The organism is Citrobacter sp. EC_71, assembly GCF_019584005.1.
GTDB classification, from domain to species: domain Bacteria; phylum Pseudomonadota; class Gammaproteobacteria; order Enterobacterales; family Enterobacteriaceae; genus Citrobacter; species Citrobacter werkmanii.
This window is the reverse complement of sequence record NZ_VDAY01000004.1, coordinates 1-24,157: the sequence shown is the minus strand read 5'-3', so window position 1 is coordinate 24,157 and position 24,157 is coordinate 1. Positions and strand designations below refer to the sequence as shown.

At 48.4% G+C, this 24,157-nt stretch carries 30 protein-coding genes, 3 tRNA genes and 3 pseudogenes; 16 read left to right on the top strand and 20 right to left on the bottom strand.

Going from position 1 to position 24,157, the window contains the following annotated elements:
* Positions 1-117 precede the first annotated feature (117 nt).
* Together yecR and ftnA are read left to right on the top strand one after the other, a co-directional pair.
* Positions 118-453: a YecR family lipoprotein gene (gene yecR, locus FHD02_RS05205; protein WP_042307742.1), complete on the top strand. Its 336-nt coding sequence runs from the start codon at positions 118-120 to the stop codon at positions 451-453.
* 191 nt (positions 454-644) lie between these two features.
* Entirely contained in the window at positions 645-1,142 is a 498-nt protein-coding gene (gene ftnA / locus FHD02_RS05200; RefSeq protein WP_042307740.1) for a non-heme ferritin, read from the top strand.
* A 45-nt stretch (positions 1,143-1,187) separates the two neighbouring features.
* Here ftnA and FHD02_RS05195 read toward each other — a convergent pair whose 3' ends face one another.
* Positions 1,188-1,427 (bottom strand): YecH family metal-binding protein, encoded by a 240-nt coding sequence (locus FHD02_RS05195; RefSeq protein WP_042307738.1) that lies wholly within the window; start codon positions 1,425-1,427, stop codon positions 1,188-1,190.
* Between the two features lie 226 nt (positions 1,428-1,653).
* On the opposite strand from FHD02_RS05195, the gene tyrP reads away from it, so the two are divergent.
* Complete coding sequence (gene tyrP, locus FHD02_RS05190; RefSeq protein ID WP_042307736.1) at positions 1,654-2,865, top strand: tyrosine transporter TyrP; 1,212 nt, start codon at positions 1,654-1,656, stop codon at positions 2,863-2,865.
* Between the two features lie 27 nt (positions 2,866-2,892).
* Here the strand turns inward: tyrP and FHD02_RS05185 are convergent, their stop codons facing one another.
* The 5 genes from FHD02_RS05185 to FHD02_RS05165 all read right to left on the bottom strand — a co-directional run bounded on the left by FHD02_RS05185 (position 2,893) and on the right by FHD02_RS05165 (position 6,198).
* The gene (locus tag FHD02_RS05185; RefSeq protein WP_042307734.1) at positions 2,893-3,558 is read right to left on the bottom strand and encodes a YecA family protein; all 666 of its coding nucleotides are present in this window, start codon (positions 3,556-3,558) and stop codon (positions 2,893-2,895) included.
* Between the two features lie 208 nt (positions 3,559-3,766).
* Positions 3,767-4,048, bottom strand: a complete 282-nt coding sequence (locus FHD02_RS05180) for a heavy-metal-associated domain-containing protein (RefSeq protein ID WP_042307732.1) — start codon at positions 4,046-4,048, stop codon at positions 3,767-3,769.
* On the bottom strand, positions 4,045-4,401 hold the full coding sequence (locus FHD02_RS05175; protein WP_137370946.1) for a mercuric transporter MerT family protein: 357 nt from the start codon (positions 4,399-4,401) through the stop codon (positions 4,045-4,047). The genes FHD02_RS05180 and FHD02_RS05175 overlap by 4 nt, the downstream gene beginning before the upstream one ends.
* Positions 4,379-5,521, bottom strand: a complete 1,143-nt coding sequence (locus tag FHD02_RS05170; RefSeq protein ID WP_137370945.1) for a transglutaminase-like domain-containing protein — start codon at positions 5,519-5,521, stop codon at positions 4,379-4,381. Before FHD02_RS05170 ends, FHD02_RS05175 begins: the two co-directional genes overlap by 23 nt.
* Positions 5,522-5,727: 206 nt before the next feature.
* Positions 5,728-6,198: an SRPBCC family protein gene (locus FHD02_RS05165; protein ID WP_137370944.1), complete on the bottom strand. Its 471-nt coding sequence runs from the start codon at positions 6,196-6,198 to the stop codon at positions 5,728-5,730.
* Positions 6,199-6,525: 327 nt separating this feature from the next.
* Between FHD02_RS05165 and FHD02_RS05160 the strand changes: the two genes are divergently transcribed.
* The 7 genes and pseudogenes from FHD02_RS05160 (at position 6,526) to FHD02_RS05130 (ending at position 10,656) form a co-directional block, all read left to right on the top strand.
* Positions 6,526-6,870: a hypothetical protein gene (locus FHD02_RS05160; RefSeq protein ID WP_220393659.1), complete on the top strand. Its 345-nt coding sequence runs from the start codon at positions 6,526-6,528 to the stop codon at positions 6,868-6,870.
* A gap of 365 nt (positions 6,871-7,235) precedes the next feature.
* Positions 7,236-7,505 carry a hypothetical protein gene (locus FHD02_RS05155; RefSeq protein ID WP_137370759.1) on the top strand — a complete coding sequence of 90 codons (270 nt, stop codon included), beginning with the start codon at positions 7,236-7,238 and terminating at the stop codon, positions 7,503-7,505.
* 10 nt (positions 7,506-7,515) lie between these two features.
* A complete protein-coding gene (locus FHD02_RS05150) occupies positions 7,516-7,767 on the top strand; it encodes a DinI family protein (protein ID WP_137370758.1) in 252 nt (83 codons plus the stop codon).
* Positions 7,768-7,894: 127 nt separating this feature from the next.
* The gene (locus FHD02_RS05145) at positions 7,895-8,704 is read left to right on the top strand and encodes a glycosyltransferase family 32 protein (protein ID WP_249935516.1); all 810 of its coding nucleotides are present in this window, start codon (positions 7,895-7,897) and stop codon (positions 8,702-8,704) included.
* Positions 8,705-9,012: 308 nt separating this feature from the next.
* Positions 9,013-9,191: pseudogene (locus FHD02_RS05140) on the top strand (type II toxin-antitoxin system HicA family toxin).
* A 22-nt stretch (positions 9,192-9,213) separates the two neighbouring features.
* A complete protein-coding gene (locus FHD02_RS05135; protein WP_061381075.1) occupies positions 9,214-9,624 on the top strand; it encodes a type II toxin-antitoxin system HicB family antitoxin in 411 nt (136 codons plus the stop codon).
* A gap of 54 nt (positions 9,625-9,678) precedes the next feature.
* Positions 9,679-10,656 carry a glycosyltransferase gene (locus tag FHD02_RS05130; RefSeq protein ID WP_220393658.1) on the top strand — a complete coding sequence of 326 codons (978 nt, stop codon included), beginning with the start codon at positions 9,679-9,681 and terminating at the stop codon, positions 10,654-10,656.
* A gap of 139 nt (positions 10,657-10,795) precedes the next feature.
* Here FHD02_RS05130 and FHD02_RS24680 read toward each other — a convergent pair.
* Positions 10,796-11,101: pseudogene (locus tag FHD02_RS24680) on the bottom strand (LexA family transcriptional regulator).
* 124 nt (positions 11,102-11,225) lie between these two features.
* On the opposite strand from FHD02_RS24680, the gene FHD02_RS05120 reads away from it, so the two are divergent.
* The 5 genes and pseudogenes from FHD02_RS05120 to FHD02_RS05100 all read left to right on the top strand — a co-directional run bounded on the left by FHD02_RS05120 (position 11,226) and on the right by FHD02_RS05100 (position 13,782).
* Positions 11,226-11,384: a hypothetical protein gene (locus FHD02_RS05120; RefSeq protein ID WP_170975150.1), complete on the top strand. Its 159-nt coding sequence runs from the start codon at positions 11,226-11,228 to the stop codon at positions 11,382-11,384.
* Positions 11,385-11,524: 140 nt separating this feature from the next.
* Positions 11,525-12,163 carry a DNA cytosine methyltransferase gene (locus FHD02_RS05115; protein ID WP_255597059.1) on the top strand — a complete coding sequence of 213 codons (639 nt, stop codon included), beginning with the start codon at positions 11,525-11,527 and terminating at the stop codon, positions 12,161-12,163.
* A complete protein-coding gene (locus tag FHD02_RS05110; protein WP_137370755.1) occupies positions 12,160-12,438 on the top strand; it encodes a hypothetical protein in 279 nt (92 codons plus the stop codon). The genes FHD02_RS05115 and FHD02_RS05110 overlap by 4 nt, the downstream gene beginning before the upstream one ends.
* 79 nt (positions 12,439-12,517) lie before the next feature.
* Positions 12,518-12,769, top strand: coding sequence for a DUF4224 domain-containing protein (locus FHD02_RS05105; protein WP_137370754.1), 252 nt, complete (start codon positions 12,518-12,520; stop codon positions 12,767-12,769).
* Positions 12,769-13,782: pseudogene (locus FHD02_RS05100) on the top strand (integrase). Before FHD02_RS05105 ends, FHD02_RS05100 begins: the two are co-directional and overlap by 1 nt.
* Positions 13,783-13,895: 113 nt before the next feature.
* Here FHD02_RS05100 and FHD02_RS05095 read toward each other — a convergent pair.
* The 6 genes from FHD02_RS05095 to uvrY form a co-directional block, all read right to left on the bottom strand.
* Positions 13,896-13,982 (bottom strand) — tRNA-Leu (locus tag FHD02_RS05095).
* Positions 13,983-13,994: 12 nt separating this feature from the next.
* A tRNA-Cys gene (locus FHD02_RS05090) sits at positions 13,995-14,068 on the bottom strand.
* A 51-nt stretch (positions 14,069-14,119) separates the two neighbouring features.
* Positions 14,120-14,195 (bottom strand) — tRNA-Gly (locus FHD02_RS05085).
* A 151-nt stretch (positions 14,196-14,346) separates the two neighbouring features.
* Positions 14,347-14,895: a CDP-diacylglycerol--glycerol-3-phosphate 3-phosphatidyltransferase gene (gene pgsA / locus FHD02_RS05080; RefSeq protein WP_038641531.1), complete on the bottom strand. Its 549-nt coding sequence runs from the start codon at positions 14,893-14,895 to the stop codon at positions 14,347-14,349.
* A 55-nt stretch (positions 14,896-14,950) separates the two neighbouring features.
* On the bottom strand, positions 14,951-16,783 hold the full coding sequence (gene uvrC, locus FHD02_RS05075) for an excinuclease ABC subunit UvrC (RefSeq protein ID WP_042307718.1): 1,833 nt from the start codon (positions 16,781-16,783) through the stop codon (positions 14,951-14,953).
* The gene (uvrY, locus tag FHD02_RS05070; protein ID WP_006684079.1) at positions 16,780-17,436 is read right to left on the bottom strand and encodes a UvrY/SirA/GacA family response regulator transcription factor; all 657 of its coding nucleotides are present in this window, start codon (positions 17,434-17,436) and stop codon (positions 16,780-16,782) included. Before uvrY ends, uvrC begins: the two co-directional genes overlap by 4 nt.
* Positions 17,437-17,896: 460 nt before the next feature.
* On the opposite strand from uvrY, the gene FHD02_RS05065 reads away from it, so the two are divergent.
* A complete protein-coding gene (locus FHD02_RS05065) occupies positions 17,897-18,121 on the top strand; it encodes a DUF2594 family protein (RefSeq protein WP_006684077.1) in 225 nt (74 codons plus the stop codon).
* A 66-nt stretch (positions 18,122-18,187) separates the two neighbouring features.
* On the opposite strand, the gene sdiA is transcribed toward FHD02_RS05065, so the two are convergent.
* From sdiA to fliA, 7 genes are all read right to left on the bottom strand, one after another.
* Positions 18,188-18,910, bottom strand: coding sequence for a transcriptional regulator SdiA (sdiA, locus tag FHD02_RS05060; protein WP_220393657.1), 723 nt, complete (start codon positions 18,908-18,910; stop codon positions 18,188-18,190).
* A gap of 230 nt (positions 18,911-19,140) precedes the next feature.
* Positions 19,141-19,893, bottom strand: coding sequence for an L-cystine ABC transporter ATP-binding protein TcyN (gene tcyN / locus FHD02_RS05055; RefSeq protein ID WP_003030477.1), 753 nt, complete (start codon positions 19,891-19,893; stop codon positions 19,141-19,143).
* Positions 19,890-20,558: a cystine ABC transporter permease gene (gene tcyL / locus FHD02_RS05050; RefSeq protein ID WP_006684074.1), complete on the bottom strand. Its 669-nt coding sequence runs from the start codon at positions 20,556-20,558 to the stop codon at positions 19,890-19,892. Before tcyL ends, tcyN begins: the two co-directional genes overlap by 4 nt.
* A 21-nt stretch (positions 20,559-20,579) precedes the next feature.
* Positions 20,580-21,566 carry a D-cysteine desulfhydrase gene (gene dcyD / locus FHD02_RS05045; RefSeq protein ID WP_220393656.1) on the bottom strand — a complete coding sequence of 329 codons (987 nt, stop codon included), beginning with the start codon at positions 21,564-21,566 and terminating at the stop codon, positions 20,580-20,582.
* A gap of 107 nt (positions 21,567-21,673) precedes the next feature.
* On the bottom strand, positions 21,674-22,474 hold the full coding sequence (gene tcyJ, locus FHD02_RS05040; protein ID WP_137370714.1) for a cystine ABC transporter substrate-binding protein: 801 nt from the start codon (positions 22,472-22,474) through the stop codon (positions 21,674-21,676).
* 100 nt (positions 22,475-22,574) lie between these two features.
* On the bottom strand, positions 22,575-23,126 hold the full coding sequence (gene fliZ, locus FHD02_RS05035) for a flagella biosynthesis regulatory protein FliZ (protein WP_069323574.1): 552 nt from the start codon (positions 23,124-23,126) through the stop codon (positions 22,575-22,577).
* Between the two features lie 56 nt (positions 23,127-23,182).
* Positions 23,183-23,902: an RNA polymerase sigma factor FliA gene (fliA, locus tag FHD02_RS05030; RefSeq protein ID WP_016153479.1), complete on the bottom strand. Its 720-nt coding sequence runs from the start codon at positions 23,900-23,902 to the stop codon at positions 23,183-23,185.
* Between the last annotated feature and the right edge of the window lie 255 nt (positions 23,903-24,157).

Below are 24,157 nucleotides of genomic sequence, written 5' to 3'. Positions count from 1 at the left end.
GCCTCAAGAACCAGACGTCGTTGCGATTAATCGCAGGTGTTTTTCAGGCTATTCAAGCCATTGATACGTCAACACGTATGCCATGATAGCCTATCTCCGAACTTTCAGAGCGATCACATGAAGACCTTTATCCTTGCCCTTTTGCCGCTCGTGCTGACAGGATGCACTATTACCAAACAGGCGCAGGTCAGCGAAGCCAGCGCTATCACCGGTGTGGTTCGACTGACCTACAACCAGGCCATGTTGCAAACGGCACGAACCGATGACTACGTAACCCAGGGAACAGCCACCAAAGAGTGCCAGCGTATGGGCTACGCCAGCGCCGCAGCATTTGGTCAACCGGTGTCAACCTGTAGCGTATATGCCGGTTCTTTGTGTTTGAATACCAAAATTACGCTCGCCTGGCAGTGTCACGGCGTCGCGGTATCTCAAGCGCCCTCATTCAATTATTAATATTTCGACCAGCATTTTTTGCTGGTCATTAGTTACTTCGTTATTTATATCCTCCGCTTAATAGCGTTAATGCGTTTTATTCCCATTCGTATTTTTAATAAATAAATTTATTATTTTACCTTTTGCAAATAATTAAATAACAAATTATAGTGGCGCCACGTAATATTTAATGACGTTTGTGGAGCAGAACCATGCTGAAAACAGAAATGATTGACCAACTGAATGAGCAAATGAATCTTGAATTATACTCATCTCTGCTCTACCAACAGATGAGCGCGTGGTGCAGCTATCACAGCTTTGAAGGTGCTGCCGCGTTTCTGCGCCGTCACGCCCAGGAAGAGATGACGCATATGCAGCGTCTGTTCGACTACCTGACTGACACCGGTAGCTTACCGCGTATTAATGCCGTCTCTTCCCCTTTCGCTGAATATGCTTCTCTGGACGAACTGTTCCGTGTGACTTACGAACATGAACAGCTGATCACGCAGAAAATTAATGAGCTGGCACATGCGGCAATGACCCACCAGGATTATCCGACGTTTAATTTCCTGCAGTGGTATGTTGCTGAGCAGCATGAAGAAGAGAAATTATTTAAATCTGTTATTGATAAGCTATCACTGGCAGGAAAAAGCGGTGAAGGTCTTTATTTCATCGACAAAGAGCTGGCTACGCTCGATACACAGAATTAATTCTGTTAGATAACGGTGGTGAGTTGCCACCGTTATTCGATAATCTTAATGGCGGCAGATCTTGCTTTCGTGCGTAGAGAAGCCGTCTTCTTTTGCAATAAACTTCCCCTTCGCCGCTAAAAATGCCACCAGCTCGGCCGCCGTCATACCTTGCGCAGAACAGGTGTGAAAACGTGCGTGCTCGCCAAAACGTGCCGTAATTGCCGCTTCAAGACTGCCATTTGAATACTGCTCGCCAGATTCAATCATCATATTGAGCACTTCATGACCGTGAATAGATTCCATACTACCTCCTCAATAAAGGGCATAGCCTAATGTGAACCGCAGGGCGCTGCTTTGCGCTAACACAGGTTTACCAGCAGATAAATGTTATTTCGTATGCATCTTAAAATATCAAATAATCGTAAAGTTTAATGTACACGTGTTGTAACGGTGATTTGACGAAAATAACGTTTTGCCTTAACCTGCGCCGCAGATATAACCGTTGATTATCTCCGGGACAGAGGAAAGCGTGAAAAACAGAACCCTGGGTAGTATTTTTATCGTGGCGGGAACCACGATTGGTGCCGGAATGTTGGCAATGCCGCTGGCTGCGGCAGGCGTGGGGTTTAGCGTCACGCTGGTATTATTAGTCAGTCTTTGGGCGTTGATGTGCTACACCGCGCTGTTGCTGCTTGAAGTGTATCAACACGTACCGGCTGACACCGGGCTGGGTACCCTGGCGAAACGTTATCTTGGTCGTTACGGACAATGGGTAACGGGCTTTAGCATGATGTTTTTGATGTACGCGCTGACAGCGGCGTATATCAGTGGCGCAGGAGAACTGCTGGCCTCCAGCATAAGCGACTGGACCGGGACAGCTATCTCTCCAACCACAGGTGTGCTGCTGTTCACCTTTGTTGCCGGTGGTGTGGTTTGCGTTGGGACGTCGCTGGTCGATCTGTTCAACCGTCTGTTGTTTAGTGCCAAGATAATTTTCCTGGTGGCGATGCTGGCCCTGTTAATGCCGCATATCCATAAAGTGAATCTGCTTACGCTGCCGCTTCAGCAAGGGCTGGCGCTGTCCGCGATCCCGGTTATCTTCACGTCGTTCGGTTTTCACGGCAGCGTTCCGAGTATCGTCAGCTATATGAACGGTAACATCCGTAAACTGCGCTGGGTATTTATCACCGGTAGCGCCATTCCTCTAATCGCCTATATTTTCTGGCAACTGGCTACACTTGGCAGCATTAACTCGTCTACGTTCATGGGACTGTTAGCCAACCATGCTGGTTTAAACGGATTGTTACAGGCATTACGTGAAGTCGTGGCGTCACCGCACGTTGAACTGGCGGTGCATTTGTTTGCCGATCTTGCGCTGGCAACCTCTTTCCTCGGCGTCGCGCTGGGATTGTTTGACTATCTGGCAGACCTTTTCCAGCGCCGAAATACCGTAGCAGGAAGGATGCAAACCGGCGTGGTGACTTTCCTGCCGCCGCTGGCATTTGCGCTGTTCTATCCACGTGGCTTCGTGATGGCGCTGGGATATGCAGGCGTTGCCCTCGCGGTACTGGCGTTGCTGATCCCCGCTATGCTGGCGTGGCAAAGCCGAAAACATAACCCGCAGGCTAACTACCGCGTGGCGGGGGGCGCACCGGCGCTGGCGCTGGTGTTTATGTGCGGAATTGTGGTGATAGCGGTACAGTTTTCCATTGCAGCAGGGTTACTCCCCGAAGTGGGTTAAACAAAAGGGGCTTTACGCCCCTTTCTGTTAATGCAGACAGCACTGCTTGTATTTTTTCCCACTGCCGCACGGGCACGGATCGTTACGTCCGACCTTGGCATCCACTTTTACCGGCACCTTGACCGGCGTTTCCTGCGGATGCGCCATCCACCAGGCATGCAGATCCAATGCTGCCAGACGGATAGCGTCCACGCTTTCCTCAAACTCTTCTGGCGTCAGTTTCTCAACCACAGCAAAGTTTTCTTCCGTACCGTGCAGCGCAATAGCCTCGAGCGCCGGTTTTAAGGTATCCGGTAATGCGGACCAGTCCGACAACGCGACGCCGCGCATATAACCAAAGCACCACTCTTCAACGATGGTCAGTTCATGCTCGTCAATTTCACGCAGACCAAACAGCGGCTCAAACTGCTCAGGATATTCATCCAGACGATCGGCCGTATCCGCCATGTGCTGAAACGCCAGATTCATGAAGCGCGTCATTTCTTTTTCGGAGGACCAGCGCGGCACATATTGCGCGCCGCCCCAAATTGCAACCAGCCACTGCTCCGGTTCAATTTCATACGGTGAACTGAGCACCGCCGTCAGCAAACCATCCAGTTCTGACACATCCAGAATAGCTTTGTCCGTATTGTACTTAGTCAGTACATCATCCAGCCATTCCAGTTCGCTCTCGTTTAATGGTCCCGTTTTCATAACGCTTTTCCTTAGTCAAAAATTCTTGCCTGTGATCATCCTACATGGCTGGAGGGATAACAGATACAAATGGGCGTGGGCGGTTTACAGCTACCGCCAGTTCAGGTTAACAGGATACGAGGGGAATTCCGGTAGTTAACGCACAAAAGAGAACACCAGGCCGCCGGGCATCATACCGGGAAAACAGAACAAAACCACCCGTAGGCGGTTATTGTTGCTCAATACGGTTAAGCGTCGCGCTATACCCGGTTTTTGCTACCGCTTTAAGTAACGTATCGGTAGGAAAACCTTCAGGTACGATCGCTTCTGCCTGCCTCGTCTTGAGGGAGGATTTCGCTTTAATGACGCCATCAGTTTCGCGTAACGCCTGATTGACAGAAATTACGCATAATGAGCAGGTCATATTTTGGATATCCAGCACCACTTTTTGATTGGCCGCCTGAACCCATAACGGCAACAATAAGCCTGCCACTAACATGAAAACCTTCATTCAAACACCTCATAAAACCAGGCAACCAGCGTTGGGTAAAATAACACCGGTAAAATAAACGCCAGCGCACACCAGTAGAGAACGCGCGCCTGTTTCAGGGTTAGCCAGCCAGAACACCACAACCGCCTGGAGAAATAGAGTCGCCAGAAAACACGCAGTAGTAATCCCAATGACAGCAGCATCAAAGGCATTCGTAAAAACTCAAACCGGGTTAAAACAGCAAAGCTCGCCGCAGAGATACCAAACAGCAGATATAACAGCGGCCCAACGCAGCATAAGCCGGCAGTGACGGCAGCCGCAGCGGCCGTCAGCAGGGTCAGTCCCGCGCCTTTAGCGTTGTTCTGTGGCGACATAGCGGTAGGAGAACGCTTTAGGATCGTAGAAATTGATCGGGTCGCCATCGACTTCGGCGTAAGGATAACCAAAGTTGTTCATAGCTCCCTGCTCTGTCGCCGGATACAGCTCGAAATCACGTCCGTAGTTGAATCCTACCCAGTTCATTTCCCAGTTACCAAACAGGTAGGCGTTGACGGCCTGGACATCGGCATCCTGGTGCGATTTTTTCTCAGCCAGACGCATTTTGGTCACGTCAGCGGGATCGCACGGTAACCAACCGTAACCTGCGAGATAGAATTCGGCGCGACAGTGTTGTCCACCGCTGACATCGGCAACGCCTGCGCTGTCGGCTTTGCCAAAGGCGCTTTTCGAGTAACGTTCGAGCTTATTGGCTTTGCCCAGACGGATGCCAAACAATTCGCGTGCGGGAATACCGCTGGCGCGTGCCAAAGCAACAAAAACGGAGCTCATATCGGTACATTTTCCCTTGAGCTTGCCACTTTTTAAGATCTCTGCCACATCACCGGTACCACAGCCAATAACGTCATTATCCCGTTCCATATGGCTGCTCACCCACTCGTAAATGAGACGCGCTTTTTTCAGCGGATCTTGCTCATTACCGGTAATTTTGCGCGCAGTTTCCAGAACCAGCCCATCTACTGGAGTATGTGCCGTCGGCAACAAGTAGGGTTTTACATCCAGCGGATAAATAATCTGCTCCGGTGCTTGCCAGGTTTTTAGCGCATCCTGCTGCAACGGCTCCCAGTCGGCGGTTTCAATATCGATATCAACGTTAATCAACAATTCACCCTGCGAATCTGACCAGGTGGCAAACAGCGTCTTCGCGCCATAGGCATTGTTGGTGGTGACATACGCCTGCTGATAGTTCCCGCTAAAGGCAAGGGCTGTCATTTGTTGAAACACAGTACCTACAGGTAGCGGGATCCAGAGTTTCACCACCCCGCGCGATCCCTTAGGAGGATTGAGTTTATACGTTTGTGATAAGACAAAGCGTCGACGCGCGACAGACGCGACTGTTGGCTCTGCGGCATGTACCGTCTGGTTAACAATCGTAGGGCCGACTAAACCGGCGGCGGAAAGGAGAACGCTATTTTTGAGAAATTGGCGACGTTGCATTGCTGTCTGTCCATGTTGTAAGAGTTGAGCTACGGCCCATTGGGAAACCGTATGCGATCATCACAGCAGACAGACGCTGGCTTAAAAAGGCGAGCAGATGGAGGTTATTCATCAATAACAGACCTGTTAACTGTGAATGAAATGAGAAACTACAAGACCGCTATTAAGCCATTTACAGGCAAAAAAGTACAGCAGTGAGAGCGCCTTCAAAATATATGCACATTGGTTGCCAGCTTACGGGCTAGCCCTCTGGCCCCCTCGCGCATGACCATATCGTGATTCCAACGAAATACAGGTGCTGCCAGCGGGGCAAGATAATTCATCCAACGGATCGTGGTACGGACATTCCAGTCATATTTGACAATAGTCTCTTTGCCACTCGCAATAAAAGACCACACGCCTCGCCCTTCTACCGCCCCGCTGGCTTGTCCTTCAAGCAAAGTGCAAGGCAATATATTCAATACATTGATATCAAAGGTTAAGCGATAAGGTAGAACGCCTTTCCAGGTATAACGATGCAGCGCGCCAATGCCCTGTAGATCCCCCTTCTTGATCTCAACGATGCGTTCCAGACTTACCCACCATTCCGGCCACTGATCGGGATGAGAAAAAATATCCCATACCTCCTGGATTGAAGCCTCAACCCGCCAGACCGTGGAAAAATGATACTCAGCCATAGTACAGGCTCCCTCAAGGCGTGAAGAAATTAGCGGGAAAACGGATATTGATAACCATCGCTTCCAGAAGATCGATTTCTAATCGCTGCCCATCTGGAGCATAGCCGATCACTTTGGCAGGGAGTCCGTGATAATTATCCAGTCAGACGTCATAGCAGGGAACACCATCAACCGCCATTATTCCCGGCCCAACCACAGACACGCGCGTCGTCTCCCAACCCCTCAGACTTAGTATGGACAGCTGGCTTAAATTGTTGGTTTTCTTTTCAGTTGGGATGGCAACAAAAAGCTATACTTTAATAGCCGTACTCTTAACAGGTATTAATCATGAAACTGCCATCGGTATTTTCATGCTTCGTTCTCATATTACTGCTACTGGCGTCATCATCTGCCACTGCCAACGCGTTACAAAACCAGGCCGCAAGAGAGCAAGAGTTGAGCGCAGCACTCCGTGCCGGTAATGGCATCATCATCATTGGCGGGACGGATGATTCCGCATTCACGTTGCGGGCACGAAACCGAATCCACAGACATTTAGCGATTCAGGATGACTTTGGCGATCCCATCATGATCAATGGTTTCCAGGACCACAACGATAATCCTGCCCGTAATGGTTTTATCAACAACCCTGCACGAGGGGGCTTTATGTTTAACGCACCGATTCGTCGATAGAGTGATTATCTATAGCAAGCAAGTGTTTGATTACGTATCACGCAGGATAAAACGATGGATTGCAGGCACAAAAAAACCACCCGTAGGTGGTTTCACGACACTGCTTATTGCTTTGATTATTCTATTCTTTCCCATGGTACCCGGAGTGGGACTTGAACCCACACAGCGCGAACGCCGAGGGATTTTAAATCATGCGCTTTCTTTCTTAATCTCAGTGAGATAGCGCGTTTTTTCATAACATCTATTGTTAACACCATTTTTATCATTCAGTTACTTACAATAAGTGAATAGCTAATATTACGTATCCATTGACCATATCCCGATCTCGCTTACTGTATATACATCCAGCATAAAAGGATTGTTTTATGGTAACCGCAAAAGAGTCGAATGCAGGAGCAATGCCTGAGTTAACTGATTTTGCTATCAGTTACTGCGCGCTCACTGAACATGTTCTGTTACACGCCAAATTCACAGACACTATGGTTTCTGTCCCATCATGGCCGTCGGTGCAATTCCCTGATCAAACGATCTGCTTGTCCCGTAGGCAAGCTGAAAATCTCCTGCGTGAACTAAAGAAATCCGTCGATTACATAGATGCTGGCATTGATCATCCTTCCATTAAATTCATCGACTAAAAGGTGTGTCATGTTCGTTGAACTGGTTTATGACAAGCGTAATGTTGATGGGTTGGCGGGGGCCAGAGAGATCATCCTGGCAGAGTTGACGAAGCGAGTGCACCAGATTTTCCCTGATGCCGAAGTGAAGGTGAAGCCAGTGCAGGCGAACGCCTTGAATAGCGATGCCAGCAAAAGCGATCGGGAAAAGCTGAACCGCATGCTGGAGGATATGTTTGAAAAGGCCGATATGTGGCTGGTGAATGGAGAAGGTTTTCGCTGATGATTTCAGAGATGATCACTACGCCTATCAATGTGTGCTGGTGAGGCAACAACCCATGCAGGTGGGAAAATACCTGCACTAAAGCGCGGTTAATGGTAATATTTTTCATAACTATTATTTGATAGCAATGAAGAGGCTGACCTTGATACCAAAAAAGATTCACTATATTTGGGTAGGTAATAAACCTAAACCTCCATTTGTTTTAGAGTGTATTGCTACATGGAAAAAATTCCTCCCAGATTATGAAATTATAGAATGGAGCAATGAATGTCTGGACTCCATTAAAAGTACTTACGCGATTGAAGCGTATAAAAATGAAAAATGGGCTTTTGTGTCCGACTATATAAGGCTCCACGCCTTATACCATCACGGTGGTATCTATCTGGATACAGATGTCGAGGTAACAAAAGAATTTGATAACCTGCTATCACTCGATTTTTTTAGTTGCCATGAAGTGTTTAATGGCAAAACTCTCCCTATTACATCAGCGGTACTGGGTGCTTCTAAGGGAAATGGTATTATAAAAGATTTACTGGATACATATGAAAATAAAAAATTCATAATTAAAAACACTTTTGACCTAACACCAAACACACTGCTAATGACTGAGTTCCTTGTCAAAAAATTCAATATATCCCAACCATTTTTATCTGATAACACAATTCACCTAAGAGAAAAGGAAATAATTTTCCCATCAAATTATTTCTGCGAGAGGATTGATAATAAAACAAATTATTCCATACATCACTTCTCCGGCTCCTGGTTACTATCTCATAGCAGAAAAGATAAACTAAAAATTTTCAACAGGCTGATCGTTAGTCGATTAAAGAAAAAATCAGATAAAGGAGAATTCCCTATTCTATCTAATGAAAAACTAATTTTTTCAGTTAAACTAACGAATAAAATCTCATATTTACTCTTACTTAGAGCCCCATGATCGCTCTACTCGACCTGATGCTGTTTACAATTACAATGATTTTCCGGAGTCATTGAACGGGTTTACGATAAGCGAAATACCGGTGGGCTGGCGAGAGCCAGAGAATTTATTCTGGTTGGAATGACAAAGCGCGTACAATCCGCAGTTGCGTCGTCTGCAAGAGTGCAACTGCGGCAATTCACTATTCTTTGCCCTTTTTCTGTCCGCATCATCCGCCAAAAATAACCCTTATAACCCCAAAAGGTATTGACACCAGAACGTGCGAGGGTTACTATAACCCCATCAAAACAACACTAGAGAGCCGGAGGATGGATAGCAGGAATGCAATAGCAATGATAGAAGCCGATGGGTGGTATCTGGTGAGAGTAAGAGGCAGTCATCACCAGTTCAAACACCCAACGAAGAAAGGGCTGGTAACGGTGAACCATCCACAAAAGACATACCGCTACCAACACTGAAAAGCATCAAAAAACAGGCGGGGCTTTAAGCCCCACCTACTGGAGGTTTTAATGTTATATCCCATTGCTATTGATAAAGGCGATTCATCCTTCGGCGTTCGCGTACCGGATATTCCCGGCTGCTTTTCTGGTGGTGATAACTACCAGGACGCAATCGAGAGTGTACGTGAAGCAATCGACGCACATATAGAATTGCTGGTGGAGGATGGCGAAGTAGTACCTGAAGCTACCAGCATTGAGAACTGGCTGGACAATCCTGATTATGCAGATGTGGTATGGGCGCTGGTGGATGTGGATGTTACGCGATTGATGGGGAAAGCGGAAAAAATCAATGTTACTCTTCCCTCTTTGTTGATCCGCCGTATCGACCAGTTTGTCGCCGCACACCCTGAGTACGGTAGCCGTTCTGGATTCCTGTCCCGTGTAGCTGCTGATAAAGTGATAGGACGAGAAAAACGATAAACCTCGCAAGAGGCTTTGTTTACAAAAAGTTTCAGTAAAATAAGGACATATTCAATGAGTACCCCTTTCTTGTTGAGCGTCATAATTCCTTGCTACAACTGCCAAGATTATATTTATGAATGCTTGCAATCTGTATGCAGCCAGGTTGATGATAGTGTTGAAATCATTGTAATTAATGATGGTTCGACAGATAACTCGCTTAAAGAAATAGAATCTTTTATCAAAAAATCGACTCAGACTGTCAGAGTGATATCTCAAGAAAACCAGGGGATATCCATCGCAAGAAATAATGGAATAGAGGCATCATCTGGAAAATATATAGCACTATTGGATGGCGATGACCTTTGGGCGCCGTCCTTCTGGGAGAAAATCCGCCCAGTAATAGAGAATGACGGAACTGATCTAATCGAGTTTAATATAAAATTGATTTATGAATATGATAACGAAATGAAAGTCCCATTAATAACGTCATCCGATGGACACTTTAAAATAAACTCAATAAGTGATTTACGTGAAACTTTTCTAAGAAGTCAATGGTATGTCTGGGCCAGAGTTTACAAAAAGGATTTATTTAATAAATTTAAATTCCCTGCTGGAAGGCGTTACGAAGATGTTGCGCTTTTACCAAAAATATACCTTTCAGCAAAAGAAATCCATCGTATAACTGATGAACTGGTGCTCTATCGCATCAGACAGGGAAGCATAACCACCTCCACGGCAAGTATGGATGTAGATGACATAATATATGCTTTGGGTGTTTTCAAAGAATTAGCTAATGGTAAAACTAAAGATGAGATTGAAATCATATCGCCATCTGTATACATTACATACAATTTTGCAAGAAAAATCAGCAAAAGAATTCATGGCTATTGTTTTTTTAACAATACGCAAATTCATGATATAAAGAAAGCACTCAAGCCATATTTCAAAACACAAAAAATAAGCCGCCGCATTAGATTGTGCTTTATCCGTGAGTTTTGCCTTGCAAATAAATTTAGATACAAGCTAAGAGTGATTGCAGGCACAAAATAGTATAGAAGAAAGCTGCCAAACATAGGCAGCTTTCTTCCCATAGGCTGAGACATCCCCACGACAAAATTCAGTACGTAACCATATTTTCAGTTACACGGTTAATAGGTGTTAACCGTTGGCGGGAATGGCAACGTTAATTTCATTGCTGAACACCTCTCGCTTCCAGCCATGACAAGGCGCGTTCTTTTGAATCACTATCACCGTTAATGAGTGACTTTATGATCGATATCGCGTCTGCCTCATCGTTTGCTGAAGTAACGGTAATCCCCCTGGATACTCCAGGCACAACTGAGATATATCCCTTCTTCGCTATGGCCTTCACATGCTCCGCTGCCGCATTCGGTGATCAGCAACCAATCAGCCCAGCCAGTTCACATATCGTTGGAGGGAATCCAAACCGGCGCTGATAGTTCACGATCGAACCAAGTACTTCACTTTGTCTCACGGTAAGTTTGTTCACTTCAGCGCTCCTTAATCCGCTTGTTCAGAATTAGCACCACTATCGTTCCATGAAGCACAAGATCTGATTATTTACCTAATAGCGCTTCATTCACTTGAAGAGGCAAAGAATGAACGAAGAATTACTTGATGAAGACATAAAAATAATCCGAAGACAAATAGATGAAGGGATGCCTTATGGGGAGGTAATTAACTTCATGGTCAATCAGTTTGGGTTAACTCACCGCAATGCACAGAATGTATACAAGCTTTTAGAGGGTGATAACTAAATGTTTAAAGTTAATTTGTTTTTGTGAGGAATTATTGTGGGAGGCTTATTAATGAAAATAGCGCTTACACATGGTTAGATTCACTTGTAAGGGCCGATAACAGAATGGTTATATGGTCTCTTTTTGACGGCTCAGGGATTATGGGGTTGCCGTGGGCTGAATATGGTCACACCGAGTACTGCTTTAATTCCTCATCGGGTAATCACGGCGAGTACGTGGGGCGCAAAGAGCATCCATTGGTACATCACATTGATGTGTGGATTGATTACCAATTTATCGACAGGGTGGAGCGTATGTATATTCCTGGCCCGGATATTATTTTTGCGTTCCCTGACTGTACAGAGCTTGCTGTGTCTGGCGCGAAGCATGAAGGGCATACCAGTTTAGTATCTGTGGAGAATGCGCAGATGATAGAGGCAATCGCTGATTTCTACGGGGCTAAATGGATGGTTGAAAACCCGGTGGGCAAAATGTCGGCCCATTGGCGCAAACCGGATTACTACTTCCACCCGTACCAGTATGGCGGGTACATGACAGGAGAAGAGGAAAGCCATCACCCGAAAATGCCAGCGCGCGACGGCTACACAAAGAAAACATGCATATGGGCTGGCAACGGCTTTGTGATGCCGGAACCGCTGCCTGTGGAGCACATTGGAAAATTTTGGGGTTGGACTTACTTGGGTGGCAAATCGGAGAGAACGAAACAACTCCGCTCACTCACGCCGCGTGGGTTCGCGCGAGCAGTATTTTTGGCAAATCGGGGAAGATTGATTAAATGACCAATAACCAATTGCGTTACGTGCAAATCCCAATGGGAGCGTATGAGGCCATGCTTGAGGCTATTCGGCGCAAGGAAACCGGGACAGCACAAGCGCCAGTAAATCGCTGCAAAGCTATAAGTTCGGAACCTTTATATCAATGGCGAAAGGTCGGTGAAAAAGGCTGGCTGGATTGTAAAAAAGAATGGTTCGATATGAGCAATAAAGAACAAGATAAGGAAACCAGGGTACTTTACCTAACCTCATCGAAAGTGCCGGTAAAGATTAACAACTAGGGAGGTGCATTTTCTCCCCTAAATTATTTCTGAATTTTTCCCCCTTTCCTCTCTTCGTCGTTTTAGAGGGTTTTAGAAAGTGAATTCAGCATTAACCCAGGCCACCAGCGGCGACAACACAATCATTTCAGATGAAGTGATCACAGAGTTAACCGGGTATACAATTCCTTCAAAGCAGTGTGACACATTGCGAGATGCGGGAATTTTCTTTATAACCCGGCGCGATGGTCGCCCACGGACAACGTGGGGGCATTTCAACAACCCACTGAAGCACCGCGCTCAAGCGCCAGTTGTAGAAGTCGCTGAGCCTAATTTTGGAGCACTTGATTAATGGCAGGTTCCCGCAAGAAAAAAGAAGACTCATGGATGCCACCCCGCGTATATCGGGGCCGTTCTGCATTTGAGTTTAAGCCTAAAGGTGGTGGTACGATCTGACTATGTGATTCATCCGCTACCCAGGCGCAGGTATGGACAGCCTATGAAGCGTTGCTCAATGACAGAAAAGACGACAATTCATTATCAGGGCTGGTAGAAGCATTTTTCCGTTCACCTGACTTCTCTGACCTTGCGGTTGATACGCGCAATGATTACCGAAAATACTCGGTCAAAGTTCTCTCTGTATTCGGCAAGATGTTGCCGGATGCTATAAAACCGGAGCACATCAGGAAATATCTGGATAAGCGCGGCCTACGCAGCAAGACCCAGGCTAACCGGGAGAAGGCTTTTTTATCCAGGGTGTACCGCTGGGACTTTGAGCGTGGGATGGTGAAAGGCAATCCGACCAAGGGTGTAAGGCAGTTCAAAGAAGTCGCTCGCGAACGGTACATAACTGATGAAGAATACGCGGCGCTTTACAGTGTTTCCCCTGTGATTGTGCAGGTTGCTATGGAATTAGCCTACCTGTGCTGTGCCAGGCAGAAAGACGTTCTGGAGATGAAGAAAAGCCAATTCGTCTCTGACGGCATAATGATTAAACAAAGCAAGACGCACGTCACTCAAATTAAAGGCTGGTCTTCCCGCCTGGATGACGCTATTCAGTTAGCAAAAACATTACCGCTAAATCCGGGGATGAGTTCAGTTTACGTCCTCCGCCAGCAATCAGGCAGTGGTTATACAAGGGATGGCTTTAACAGTCGCTGGAGAAAAGCGAGAGAGTTAGCTATCGCCACCTTCCCCAACATCGACTTTAATTTTACTTTCCATGACCTGAAGGCAAAAGGCGTGTCTGACCTGGAAGGTAGCGTCTACGAAAAACAGGCCATCACCGGACACAAAAACGTTACGCAGACAGCCCGATATGATCGCAAAGTGAAGGTTGTTCCAGTGGCGGGCGCTCAAAAATAATACGGCGCATGTTCTGAAGGCATATTCTGAAGTGAAGCAAATGTTATAAAAAAACCGCCTGAAGGGGCGGTTTCACGACACTGCTTATCATTGATTTTATTGATTCTTTCCCATGGTACCCGGAGTGGGACTTGAACCCACACAGCGCGAACGCCGAGGGATTTTAAATCCCTTGTGTCTACCGATTCCACCATCCGGGCTCGGGAAGAAATTGGAGGCGCGTTCCGGAGTCGAACCGGACTAGACGGATTTGCAATCCGCTACATAACCGCTTTGCTAACGCGCCGAAATCTTCTGGCTTTTCAGCCGACACCCGCTATTGCCGATGTCTTTAATTTGGAGCGGGAAACGAGACTCGAACTCGCGACCCCGACCTTGGCAAGGTCGTGCTCTACCAACTGAGCTATTCCCGCATCATCAAGTAACTTTGTTAATCACTTGATTTTGTTATCGTCTGGCAATCAGTGCTGCCGTTCGATGCGTTGCATTCTACTTACCTGACGCAATGAGTCAACGATATTTTTCACCACCGACGATCGTTTGCTGAAATTTGCGCCGAAACGATCACTGTTCAAGCAAATCTCCCCATGCAGCGCTCAAATACTGGAACATTGACCACAAAGTCAGTACCGCGGCAACGAAGAAAAGTGCGATCCCGGCATACTCTACCCAGATATTTGGACGCCACAGCAGCCACGCCAGTGCAGCCATTTGTGAAGTGGTTTTCACTTTGCCGATCCAGGACACTGCAACACTGCTGCGTTTGCCCAGCTCAGCCATCCATTCACGTAGCGCAGAGATGATAATTTCACGCGCAATCATCGTGGCGGCAGGAAGCGTCACCCACCAGCTGTGGTAGTGCTCCGTCACCAGCACCATCGCGATAGCCACCAGCACTTTATCAGCAACGGGGTCGAGGAAGGCGCCAAAACGCGTGCTTTGGTTCCAGCGACGCGCCAGATAGCCATCAAACCAGTCGGTAACCGCCGCAATACAGAAGATCAGCGCACAAACAAAGGGAGCCCAGGTGAATGGCAGATAAAACGCCAATACAAAGAATGGGATCAGGATGACGCGAAACAGCGTGAGCAACGTAGGGATATTAAATTGCATATGACGGATAACTATCTGTTGTCAGTGAAATTACCCCTATGTTGCTACAGAGGGCCTAATGTTTCAACGAGTAGAAGATCTTTTCTGCCAGAGCTTGCGAAATACCCGGCACTTTTGCAATTTCTTCAATACTTGCGTTACGAAGACCTTGCAAACCGCCCATATATTTCAACAACATCTGCCGACGCTTAGGCCCAACGCCTTCAATGGTCTCAAGCGTACTGGTACTTTTCACCTTCGCGCGTTTTTTCCGGTGTCCGCTGATCGCATGATCGTGAGATTCATCGCGGATATGCTGTATCACATGCAATGCGGGCGAATCCGGCGGCAGACTAAAGCCCTCTCCTTCCGGCTCAAAGAACAACGTTTCCAGACCCGCTTTACGGTCGGCCCCTTTCGCCACTCCCAGCAAAAGTGGGTGCTGTTTATCCCAGGGAACATCCAGCTCAGCAAAAACGGCTTTCGCCTGTCCCAACTGACCTTTACCGCCATCGATCAATATAACGTCCGGAACCTTACTTTCTTCTATCGCCTTACCGTAACGCCGACGCAGAACCTGATTCATCGCCGCATAATCGTCGCCCGGCGTAATGCCGGTGATGTTGTAACGACGATACTCTGCGCGCAGCGGGCCATTGGCATCAAAAACCACGCAGGAGGCGACCGTCTGCTCGCCCATCGTATGGCTGATGTCAAAACACTCCATACGTTTTACAGCGGGTAACTTCAGTACCGATGCCAGCGCTGTCAGACGCTGAGTAATGGTCGACTGCTGAGAAAGCCTGGTGGTTAACGCCACCGCTGCGTTGGTACGTGCCAGCTTCAGGTACCGCGCACGATCCCCGCGCGGTTTCGTCTGGACATTAATCTTCCGCCCGGCCAGTTCAGACAATGAATCCGCCAGCAGAGTTTTATCGCTAAGATTAAAATCGAGCAGGATCTCACCGGGTAAGGTACGCATCTGACTTCCCTGCAAATAAAACTGCCCGACAAAGGTTTCCACCACCTCCCCGAGTTCTGTACCACCCGGTACTTTCGGGAAATAGCTGCGACTGCCCAACACTTTACCCTGACGAATGAACAGTACGTGCACACAAGCCATGCCGGCGTCAAACGCCACGCCGATAACGTCCAGATCGTCTCCGGAATTCGAGACAAACTGTTTTTCGGTGACGCGACGTACCGCCTGAATTTGGTCACGAATACGCGCAGCCTCTTCAAATTCGAGATTTTGGCTGGCCTTTTCCATCCGGGCAATCAGTTGGGTTAATACCTGATCGTCTTTCCCGGACAAGAATAAACGGACGTACTCGACCTGCTGTGCATATTCTTCCTCACTCACCAGGCCCGCCACACAAGGACCGAGGCAACGGCCAATCTGATATTGCAGGCAGGGTCGCGAGCGATTGCGATACACGCTGTTTTCGCACTGGCGGATGGGAAAAATTTTCTGCAGCAGCGCCAGCGTTTCTCGTACGGCATAGCCGTTGGGGAACGGTCCAAAGTACTCGCCTTTGGCATGCTTTGCCCCACGATGCATCGCCAGGCGTGGGTGAGTATCGCCGCTGAGGAAAATAAAAGGATAGGATTTATCATCCCGCAGCAATACGTTATAGCGCGGCTGATACAGCTTGATGTAGTTGTGCTCAAGCAATAACGCTTCGGTTTCGGTGTGTGTCACCGTGACATCAATCTGTTGAATTTGCGCGACCAACGCTTCGGTCTTACGCGATGCGAGATTGCTACGGAAGTAACTGGAAAGCCTTTTTTTCAGGTCTTTCGCTTTCCCGACATAGATAACCGTCCCGGCGGTATCATACATACGATAAACGCCGGGCTGACTGGTTACGGTTTTCAGGAACGCTTTGGCATCAAACTGATCGGTCACTGGCTTGTTAATGTCTCCGCATTACACAGGCCATGGCGAATTGCCAGGTGAGTCAACTCGACATCGCCGTGAATGTTTAATTTACTGAACATTCGATAACGATAGCTGTTCACCGTTTTAGGACTCAGATTCAGTTGTTCTGAAATCTCATTGACCTTCTGGCCTTTGGTGATCATCAGCATAATCTGCAACTCGCGTTCAGACAAACTGGCAAACGGGGTTTCCGTTTTCTCAGGTTCAATCTGGCTGAGCGCCATCTGCTGAGCGATATCGGAGGCAATATAACGTTGCCCGGAATAAACCGAACGAATCGCACTCACAACTTCCTGGGGGGCGGCTCCCTTGCTGAGATACCCCGCGGCACCTGCCTGCATGACCTTTGCGGGTAACGGGTTCTCGGTGTGTACCGTCAGCATAATCACTTTAATATCTGCCGTTGAACGCGCAATTTTGCGGGTTGCTTCGAGACCGCCAATACCGGGCATATTCATATCCATCAGCACAACGTCCACGGAATTTGAGCGGCACCATTTCACCGCATCTTCACCGCAGCACGCTTCGCCGACAACTTTTATGCCTTTTATATCTTCCAGAATGCGTCGTATCCCTGCGCGCACCAGTTCGTGGTCATCAACAAGAAAAACGTTGATCAAAGGAATATCTCCAGAATAGGGATAACGCTACCGATAGTTAATCGGTCCTATGTTAACGGGTTTTATCTCAACTTTGAAATGTAAAAAACGTCCGACTTTCGATTTTGCTCTCGTTTTTGGAAATTAGATTGTACGACGTGTGGAAACTTGCAGGCCACATAGCCTGCTGCCACGCTTATATCTGCGTAGCTGTTTCAGAATAGTGACAAAAAATTCATATTCCTGCGCTGAATGCAAAACAGGCAGCCAAACTTGTAACAATAATTAACGAGGAAAATACTCGAAATAAACAACAAGTGGAGAAAATATATGCACTGCAACATGTTGTTTATTTTAATGTCCCTCCCCCTTTGCTTGCACAAAAAACAACCACTGATATTTTTAGCCTCGCTTATGGTATACTCCGCCGCCTTAAGATTTGACATCGCACTTTTTCATTGAAACATAACGAGGAAAATAAATGAGTACGCCTGACTTTTCCACTGCTGAGAATAACCAAGAACTGGCCAATGAAGTCACCTGTCTGAAAGCCCTGTTAACACTGATGCTGCAGGCAATGGGTCAAGCCGATGCTGGACGCGTGATTCTTAAAATGGAAAAACAGATCGCGCTGATTGAAGATCAATCACAGGCTGCGGTATTTTCCAGCACTGTTAAGCAAATTAAACAGGCCTACCGCCAGTAACAAGAAACCGGCTGACAGCATTGCTATCAGCCGGTTTTGCGTCTGACACTCAGAACGATAATTTATTCAGATAAGCCCGGTCGCAGCGGCGTAACACGCTATCTGCGTTTTGTTTGGCGCATTGAATTTCTTTTGCATATTCTTCTGGTGAAAGTTGACGGTATTTTCAGAAATCGACAGTATTATCGCTATCTCCGAAGACGTTTTCCCCTCTGCGGTCCACTTCAATATTTCTTTTTCCCGCTTGCTAAAACGCATCTCTGGCACCATGACCATGTCATCTTCCAGTCGCGTCAGCACCGACAGGCTTTCCCGCACCAGAAGCTGCATTCTGAGCTCCACTTCATCATTCGCAAAACGACTATTTTGGACACTCGCTCGCGATACCGATAAAAATCCCAACGCCCGATTCGGCAACATCAGGCATTGCGTCATCCCTTTGCGTAAACCGTGATTGCGTGCGGCGTCCCACAAAGGTTGGGCATCACGAAACAAGGTATCGTCCCAGGGTAAATGCCCCTGACTGAAGTTTTCAGGCTTCAGCACCGGATCAATGGCGAAATAATTCTCGGACTGATAATGCGCCACCCATGCTTTTGGATAGGTCGTATGAAGTGACGTTTTAGGGCGGGTAAAGGGTACGGGATGACGAACACAGAGTGCGTAGAAATCGAACTCTAAATGCTGCGTCTGTTGTTGTAATTCATTATAGACATCCTCTGCCGTCGCCATTTCCTGAAAGCGTAACAGCATGCTCCGTCGCCAGGTGAAGAAATCATGATCCTGCATACTAAGTGGTAATGCCCCTGAGATTGATAATCATCCAAACATATGAAATAAGCTAACACATAAATGTATTTTATATATGCAAATTATCGGACAAATGAAAAATTACTTGAGCGTTACTCAACAGCCAGAGCAAGCAACAGAATCAAGCGTTAATAATAAAGCAATATTTATAAATAGTTATGCGAGCAGCACTCACCACAAACAATGTCGGTGAGTACCGCTTGTACTATTTACTGCATGAGGAATTTTTCGAGAAACTGACGGGTTCGCGGCTGTTGCGGATGCGTAAATAAAGATTTAGCCGGCCCCTGCTCCACTATTCGTCCTTGATCCATAAATATCGCCCGGTCGGCCACGTCACGAGCAAAGCTCATTTCATGCGTCACAATCACCATGGTGCGTTTTTCCTGCGCCAGCTGGCGAATGGTATTAAGCACCTCGCCAACCAGTTCAGGATCAAGCGCGGAGGTAGGTTCATCGAATAAAATAACCTCTGGTCGCATCGCCAGCGCCCGGGCAATCGCCACACGCTGCTGCTGCCCACCGGACAGACGGCGCGGATAGCTGGTTTCTTTTCCCGCCAGCCCGACTTTTGCCAGCAGTTCGCGCGCACGGGCTGTCGCTTCGGCTTTCGGTTCGCCTTTGACAATCACCGGACCTTCAATAATGTTTTCCAGTACCGTACGGTGAGGAAACAAATTAAAGTTCTGGAACACAAAACCTACGTGCTGGCGCAACTGGCGAATCAGTCCTTTCTGCTGAGTTAACGACCGTGCGGTATCAATGGTTATCTCACCCACTTTAATGGTGCCCGCCTCCGGTTGCTCCAGCAAATTAATGCTCCGCAGCAGCGTGGTCTTGCCCGAACCGCTCGGTCCGATAATCGCCACAACTTCACCGGGTTTGACGTCGAGATCGATCCCATGCAGCACCGTTTGCCCATGGAATTTTTTGACCAGGTTTCTGACTTCGATAGCGCTCATTTCGGCTCTTTCTCCTGGCGGTTCAGTTGTTCTTCAAAATAGTTCTGCAGTGCAGAAAGCACTGTTGCCATTACCCAATAAATCAAGGAGGCCGCCAGATACATAGTGAACACTTCCAGTGTACGCGAGGTAATCAGCTGCGCCTGACGAAACAGTTCAGGAACCTGGATAGTCGCGGCCAGCGATGTATCCTTCACCAGGCTGATAAAGCTGTTGCTCAGCGGCGGTAGTGCAACGCGTGCCGCCTGCGGCAGGATCGCCCGGCGCATGGTCTGCCAGCGCGTCATGCCAATACTGGCCCCCGCTTCCCACTGACCTTTGTCGATGGAGGAGATTGCCGCCCGCAGCGTTTCCGCGGCGTAGGCCGCCGTATTTAGCGACAAACCAATCATCGCCGCCGGGATGGGATCCAGCTCAATACCAAACTGCGGCAGACCGTAATAGATCATGAACAATTGGGCGATCAACGGCGTTCCGCGAAAGACCGAGATATAAAAGCGCGCCAGCCAACGTACAGGTAACAGCGGCGACAGGCGCATCAGCGCCAGGATAAACCCCAGCACGAGGCCAAAAAACATCCCACCGATACTCAGTTGCAGCGTAAAAACCGCGCCTTTAAGCAGATACGGCAGGGAATCGATCACCAGTTGGATACTTTCTTGCATTAGCGTTTTTCTACCTGATTGTTACACGTGAGGATGGTAGGCAAACAGTGCAGGCGCCCCACCGGTATGGATAAAGAGAATTGGCCCTTCATCTTTAAAGCGCTTCTGGCTGATGCCGTCAATCAGACCCGCCATCGCCTTGCCGGTATAGACCGGATCCAACAAGATGCCTTCCAGTCGCGCCAGCAGTTTTACCGCTTCCATGCCCTCTTCGTTTGGCGTACCGTAGCCCGGCGCATAATAATCATCCCATAACAGGATACCCGCCGAGGCCGTCAGTTCCAGTTCACGGGCAATGTCCTGCTGTAGCGTAACAACTTTGGGCTTTTGATCGGCCACGCTGCGCGAGACGGTCACGCCAATCAGCTCAACGTGTGGCATCAGCTGTTCCAGCCCAACGGCCAGTCCGGCATGCGTACCCGCGCTGCCCGACGCCACGACCACGGAAGACAGCTCTACGGCCCCTTCACATTGTTGCGCAATTTCCAGCGCGCTTTCCACGTAGCCCAGCGCTCCCAGAGCATTAGAACCCCCAACCGGGATCACATACGGACGGAACCCTTGCGCTTCAATCCGCGTCGCCAGTTCCTGAAGTTGCGCATTCGGATCGCTCAGCGCATCGCACATTTCAATCTGGGTATTAAACAGATCCAGCAGCAGACGGTTGCCATTGCTGAGATAGTTTTCCGCCGTGGTGCCAATCGGGTTTTCCAGCAGCGCCACGCAGTGCAGGCCAAGTTTAGCCGCTACCGCCGCCGTCTGGCGCACATGGTTAGACTGGATAGCACCCGCGGTTATCAACGTATCGGCCCCTTCACGCAGCGCATCCGCCGCCAGAAACTCCAGCTTACGCAGTTTATTGCCGCCCATGGCCATCGGCGTAACGTCATCGCGTTTGATGAAAATATCGCGCCCAAGGTAGTCGGAGAAGCGTGGAAGATATTCGAGCGGTGTTGGCGCGCCAATAAATTCCAGACGTGGAAAGCGCGTTAAGTTATGCAGCGGCATACAGCCTCCGGTATTCGTTGTTGTGATGTTCTTTTTATTATGCACGTTCAGGCGCAATGAAATAAAAAAAGGCGCTGTTAAAGGCGCCTTTTTTCATCGGATGCCGATTATTTCGTCACATCCGCTCCAAACCATTTTTCAGACAGCGCTTTCAGCGTACCGTCTTTTTGCATTTCGGCAATGGCAGTATCAACCGCTTTCAGCAGATCTTCATTGCCTTTGCGCAGCGCCACGCCGGACTCCTGGCGGGAGAATGCTTCACCGGTGACGGCCAGCGTATCTTTGGTTTTTTTCACCAGGTCCAGCGCCGCCAGACGGTCAACCAGAATAGCGTCGATACGGCCTACGCGCAGATCCTGATATTTGGTCGGGTCATCATCATAGGTACGAATATCCACGCCCTGCACGTTCTGGCGCAGCCACTCTTCATAGTTGGTGCCCAGACCAACGCCGACTTTTTTACCTTTCAGATCGGCAGCTGTCTTAATAACACCTTCATTGCCTTTCTTCACCAGCGCCTGGATACCAGAGACTGTGTACGGGGTAGAGAAATCGTATTTTTTCTTACGTTCGTCAGAAATGGTCACCTGGTTGATAACCACGTCAATGCGTTTGGAATCAAGCGAGGCCAGCATGCCGTCCCACTTGGTCGGCTTCAACGTGGCTTTCACCCCAAGGTGCTTTGCCAGTGCTTCGGCGAACTCCACTTCGAAACCGGTCAGCTTGCCGTCATCGCCCTGAAAACTAAACGGGGGATAAGTCCCTTCCAGGCCCACCAGCAGCGTGCCGCGCTCTTTAACTTTATTTAACAGACCTTCATCTGCATAAGTCTTTACGCTCATTCCGGCGACAAGTGCAACAGCCATTACACCCATCAGAGCCTGACGTCCCAGAAGTGCTAATTTCATAGTTACCCCGAATATTGTCATTAGTGACTATCATTTATGACTACAGTGTAAAGCGTTTGCTGTGTTCCACAAACACGACTCTGTTACACCTTATTCGTTTTTAATATATATCAGAACTGGCTGTCCAGGAGGATTTCTGCATATGTCCCATATGCGTATGGGCTTTAAACTGCTCATACTTACGCAATGCGATGCGGTAATTGTTGGTGCTGGTTTCCGGCAGCCACGGGGCAAGGTTTTCGTCGAGGAACCCTTCCTGCAGCAATTCGTGAGAGATATTTTGTTCGGTCAGATGATTGCCAAGACGGCGCAGGCGGACAACGTATTCGCGTACCGTACCGTGGCTCATTTCGGTTTGCTCAAACAAAAATTGTTTAAAACCGATAATGTCAAAAAAGTCGCTCTGCTCTTTGCAATGCAAATCACCGCAAAAACGACACAGCGCCACCCACTCTTTTTTCTCCTGTTCCCACTCAGCTTCATCCAGCAACGTGTCCAGGCGGGCGATGGCGATTTTATTAACAATTTGCCCGCGACGAACCAGCGTGATCCTGTCGAGCAACTTCAGGCAATGGGCACAATGCGTCTGGCTGTGTTTGAAATCTTTGAGGTAGCGGCTTAGAGGCCGTCTTTTTGATTGCTGCACCGTCATGAGAACTCCTGGTAGTCAATTCGTAATGCGGCATTGTTCAGGGGTAATGATTACCCCTATAGCTTACCCAGCTTGGTGCGTAGACGTTTGATGGCCTGGCTGTGCAACTGGCTGACCCGTGATTCCCCGACTTCCAGTACCGCGCCGATCTCTTTCAGATTCAGCTCTTCCTGGTAGTACAGCGTTAACACCAGCTTTTCGCGCTCCGGCAACGCCTCTATCGCGTCCATCACGCGCTGGCGAAGGTTACCCTCCAGTAGCTGTTGTAACGGGTTTTCCTGCTGATGTTCTTCCGTCACCAGCTCAATACTATCGCCATGCTCTTCCCGCCACTCATCGTAGGAGAAGAGTTGGCTGTTATTGGTATCAAGCAACATCTGACGATACTCTTGCACAGGAATAGCCAGACGCTCCGCCACTTCGGTTTCCGTCGCGTTACGCCCTAACTCCTGCTCCAGTTGTCCCATCGCCTGTGCCACTTCGCGAGCATTGCGCCGAACGCTACGCGGCACCCAATCCCGGCTACGTAGTTCGTCCAGCATCGCTCCACGAATACGCTGCACTGCGTAAGTGGTAAATGCCGTTCCTTGCAAAGCGTCATATCGGTCAACGGCATTCAATAACCCGATGCCGCCCGCTTGTAGCAGGTCATCCAGTTCTACGCTCGCCGGCAAACGCACCTGAAGGCGCAATGCTTCGTGACGCACCAACGGTACATAACGCTGCCACAGCGAGTGTTTATCCATTACACCTTCAGCGGTATACAGTGAATTCACGATAAACAGCCCTGCGTTAAATGAGTTATCGGCATGATTATCCGTTTCTGCAGGGGTTTTAATCGGGTGAATAGTGAGTGAAATGAGGGGTTATTTGGGGGTTACGGGTAAAGCTAAATATAAAAAACCCCGCCGGAGCGTAACACCGATCGGTTAAGCAAAATGATCGGTTGAACGATCCGGCGGGTAGACGACAATAGCCTCATCAATTCTCTGATGGGGCTTTTTTATGCTTTCGACCTGGCTTGACGATAC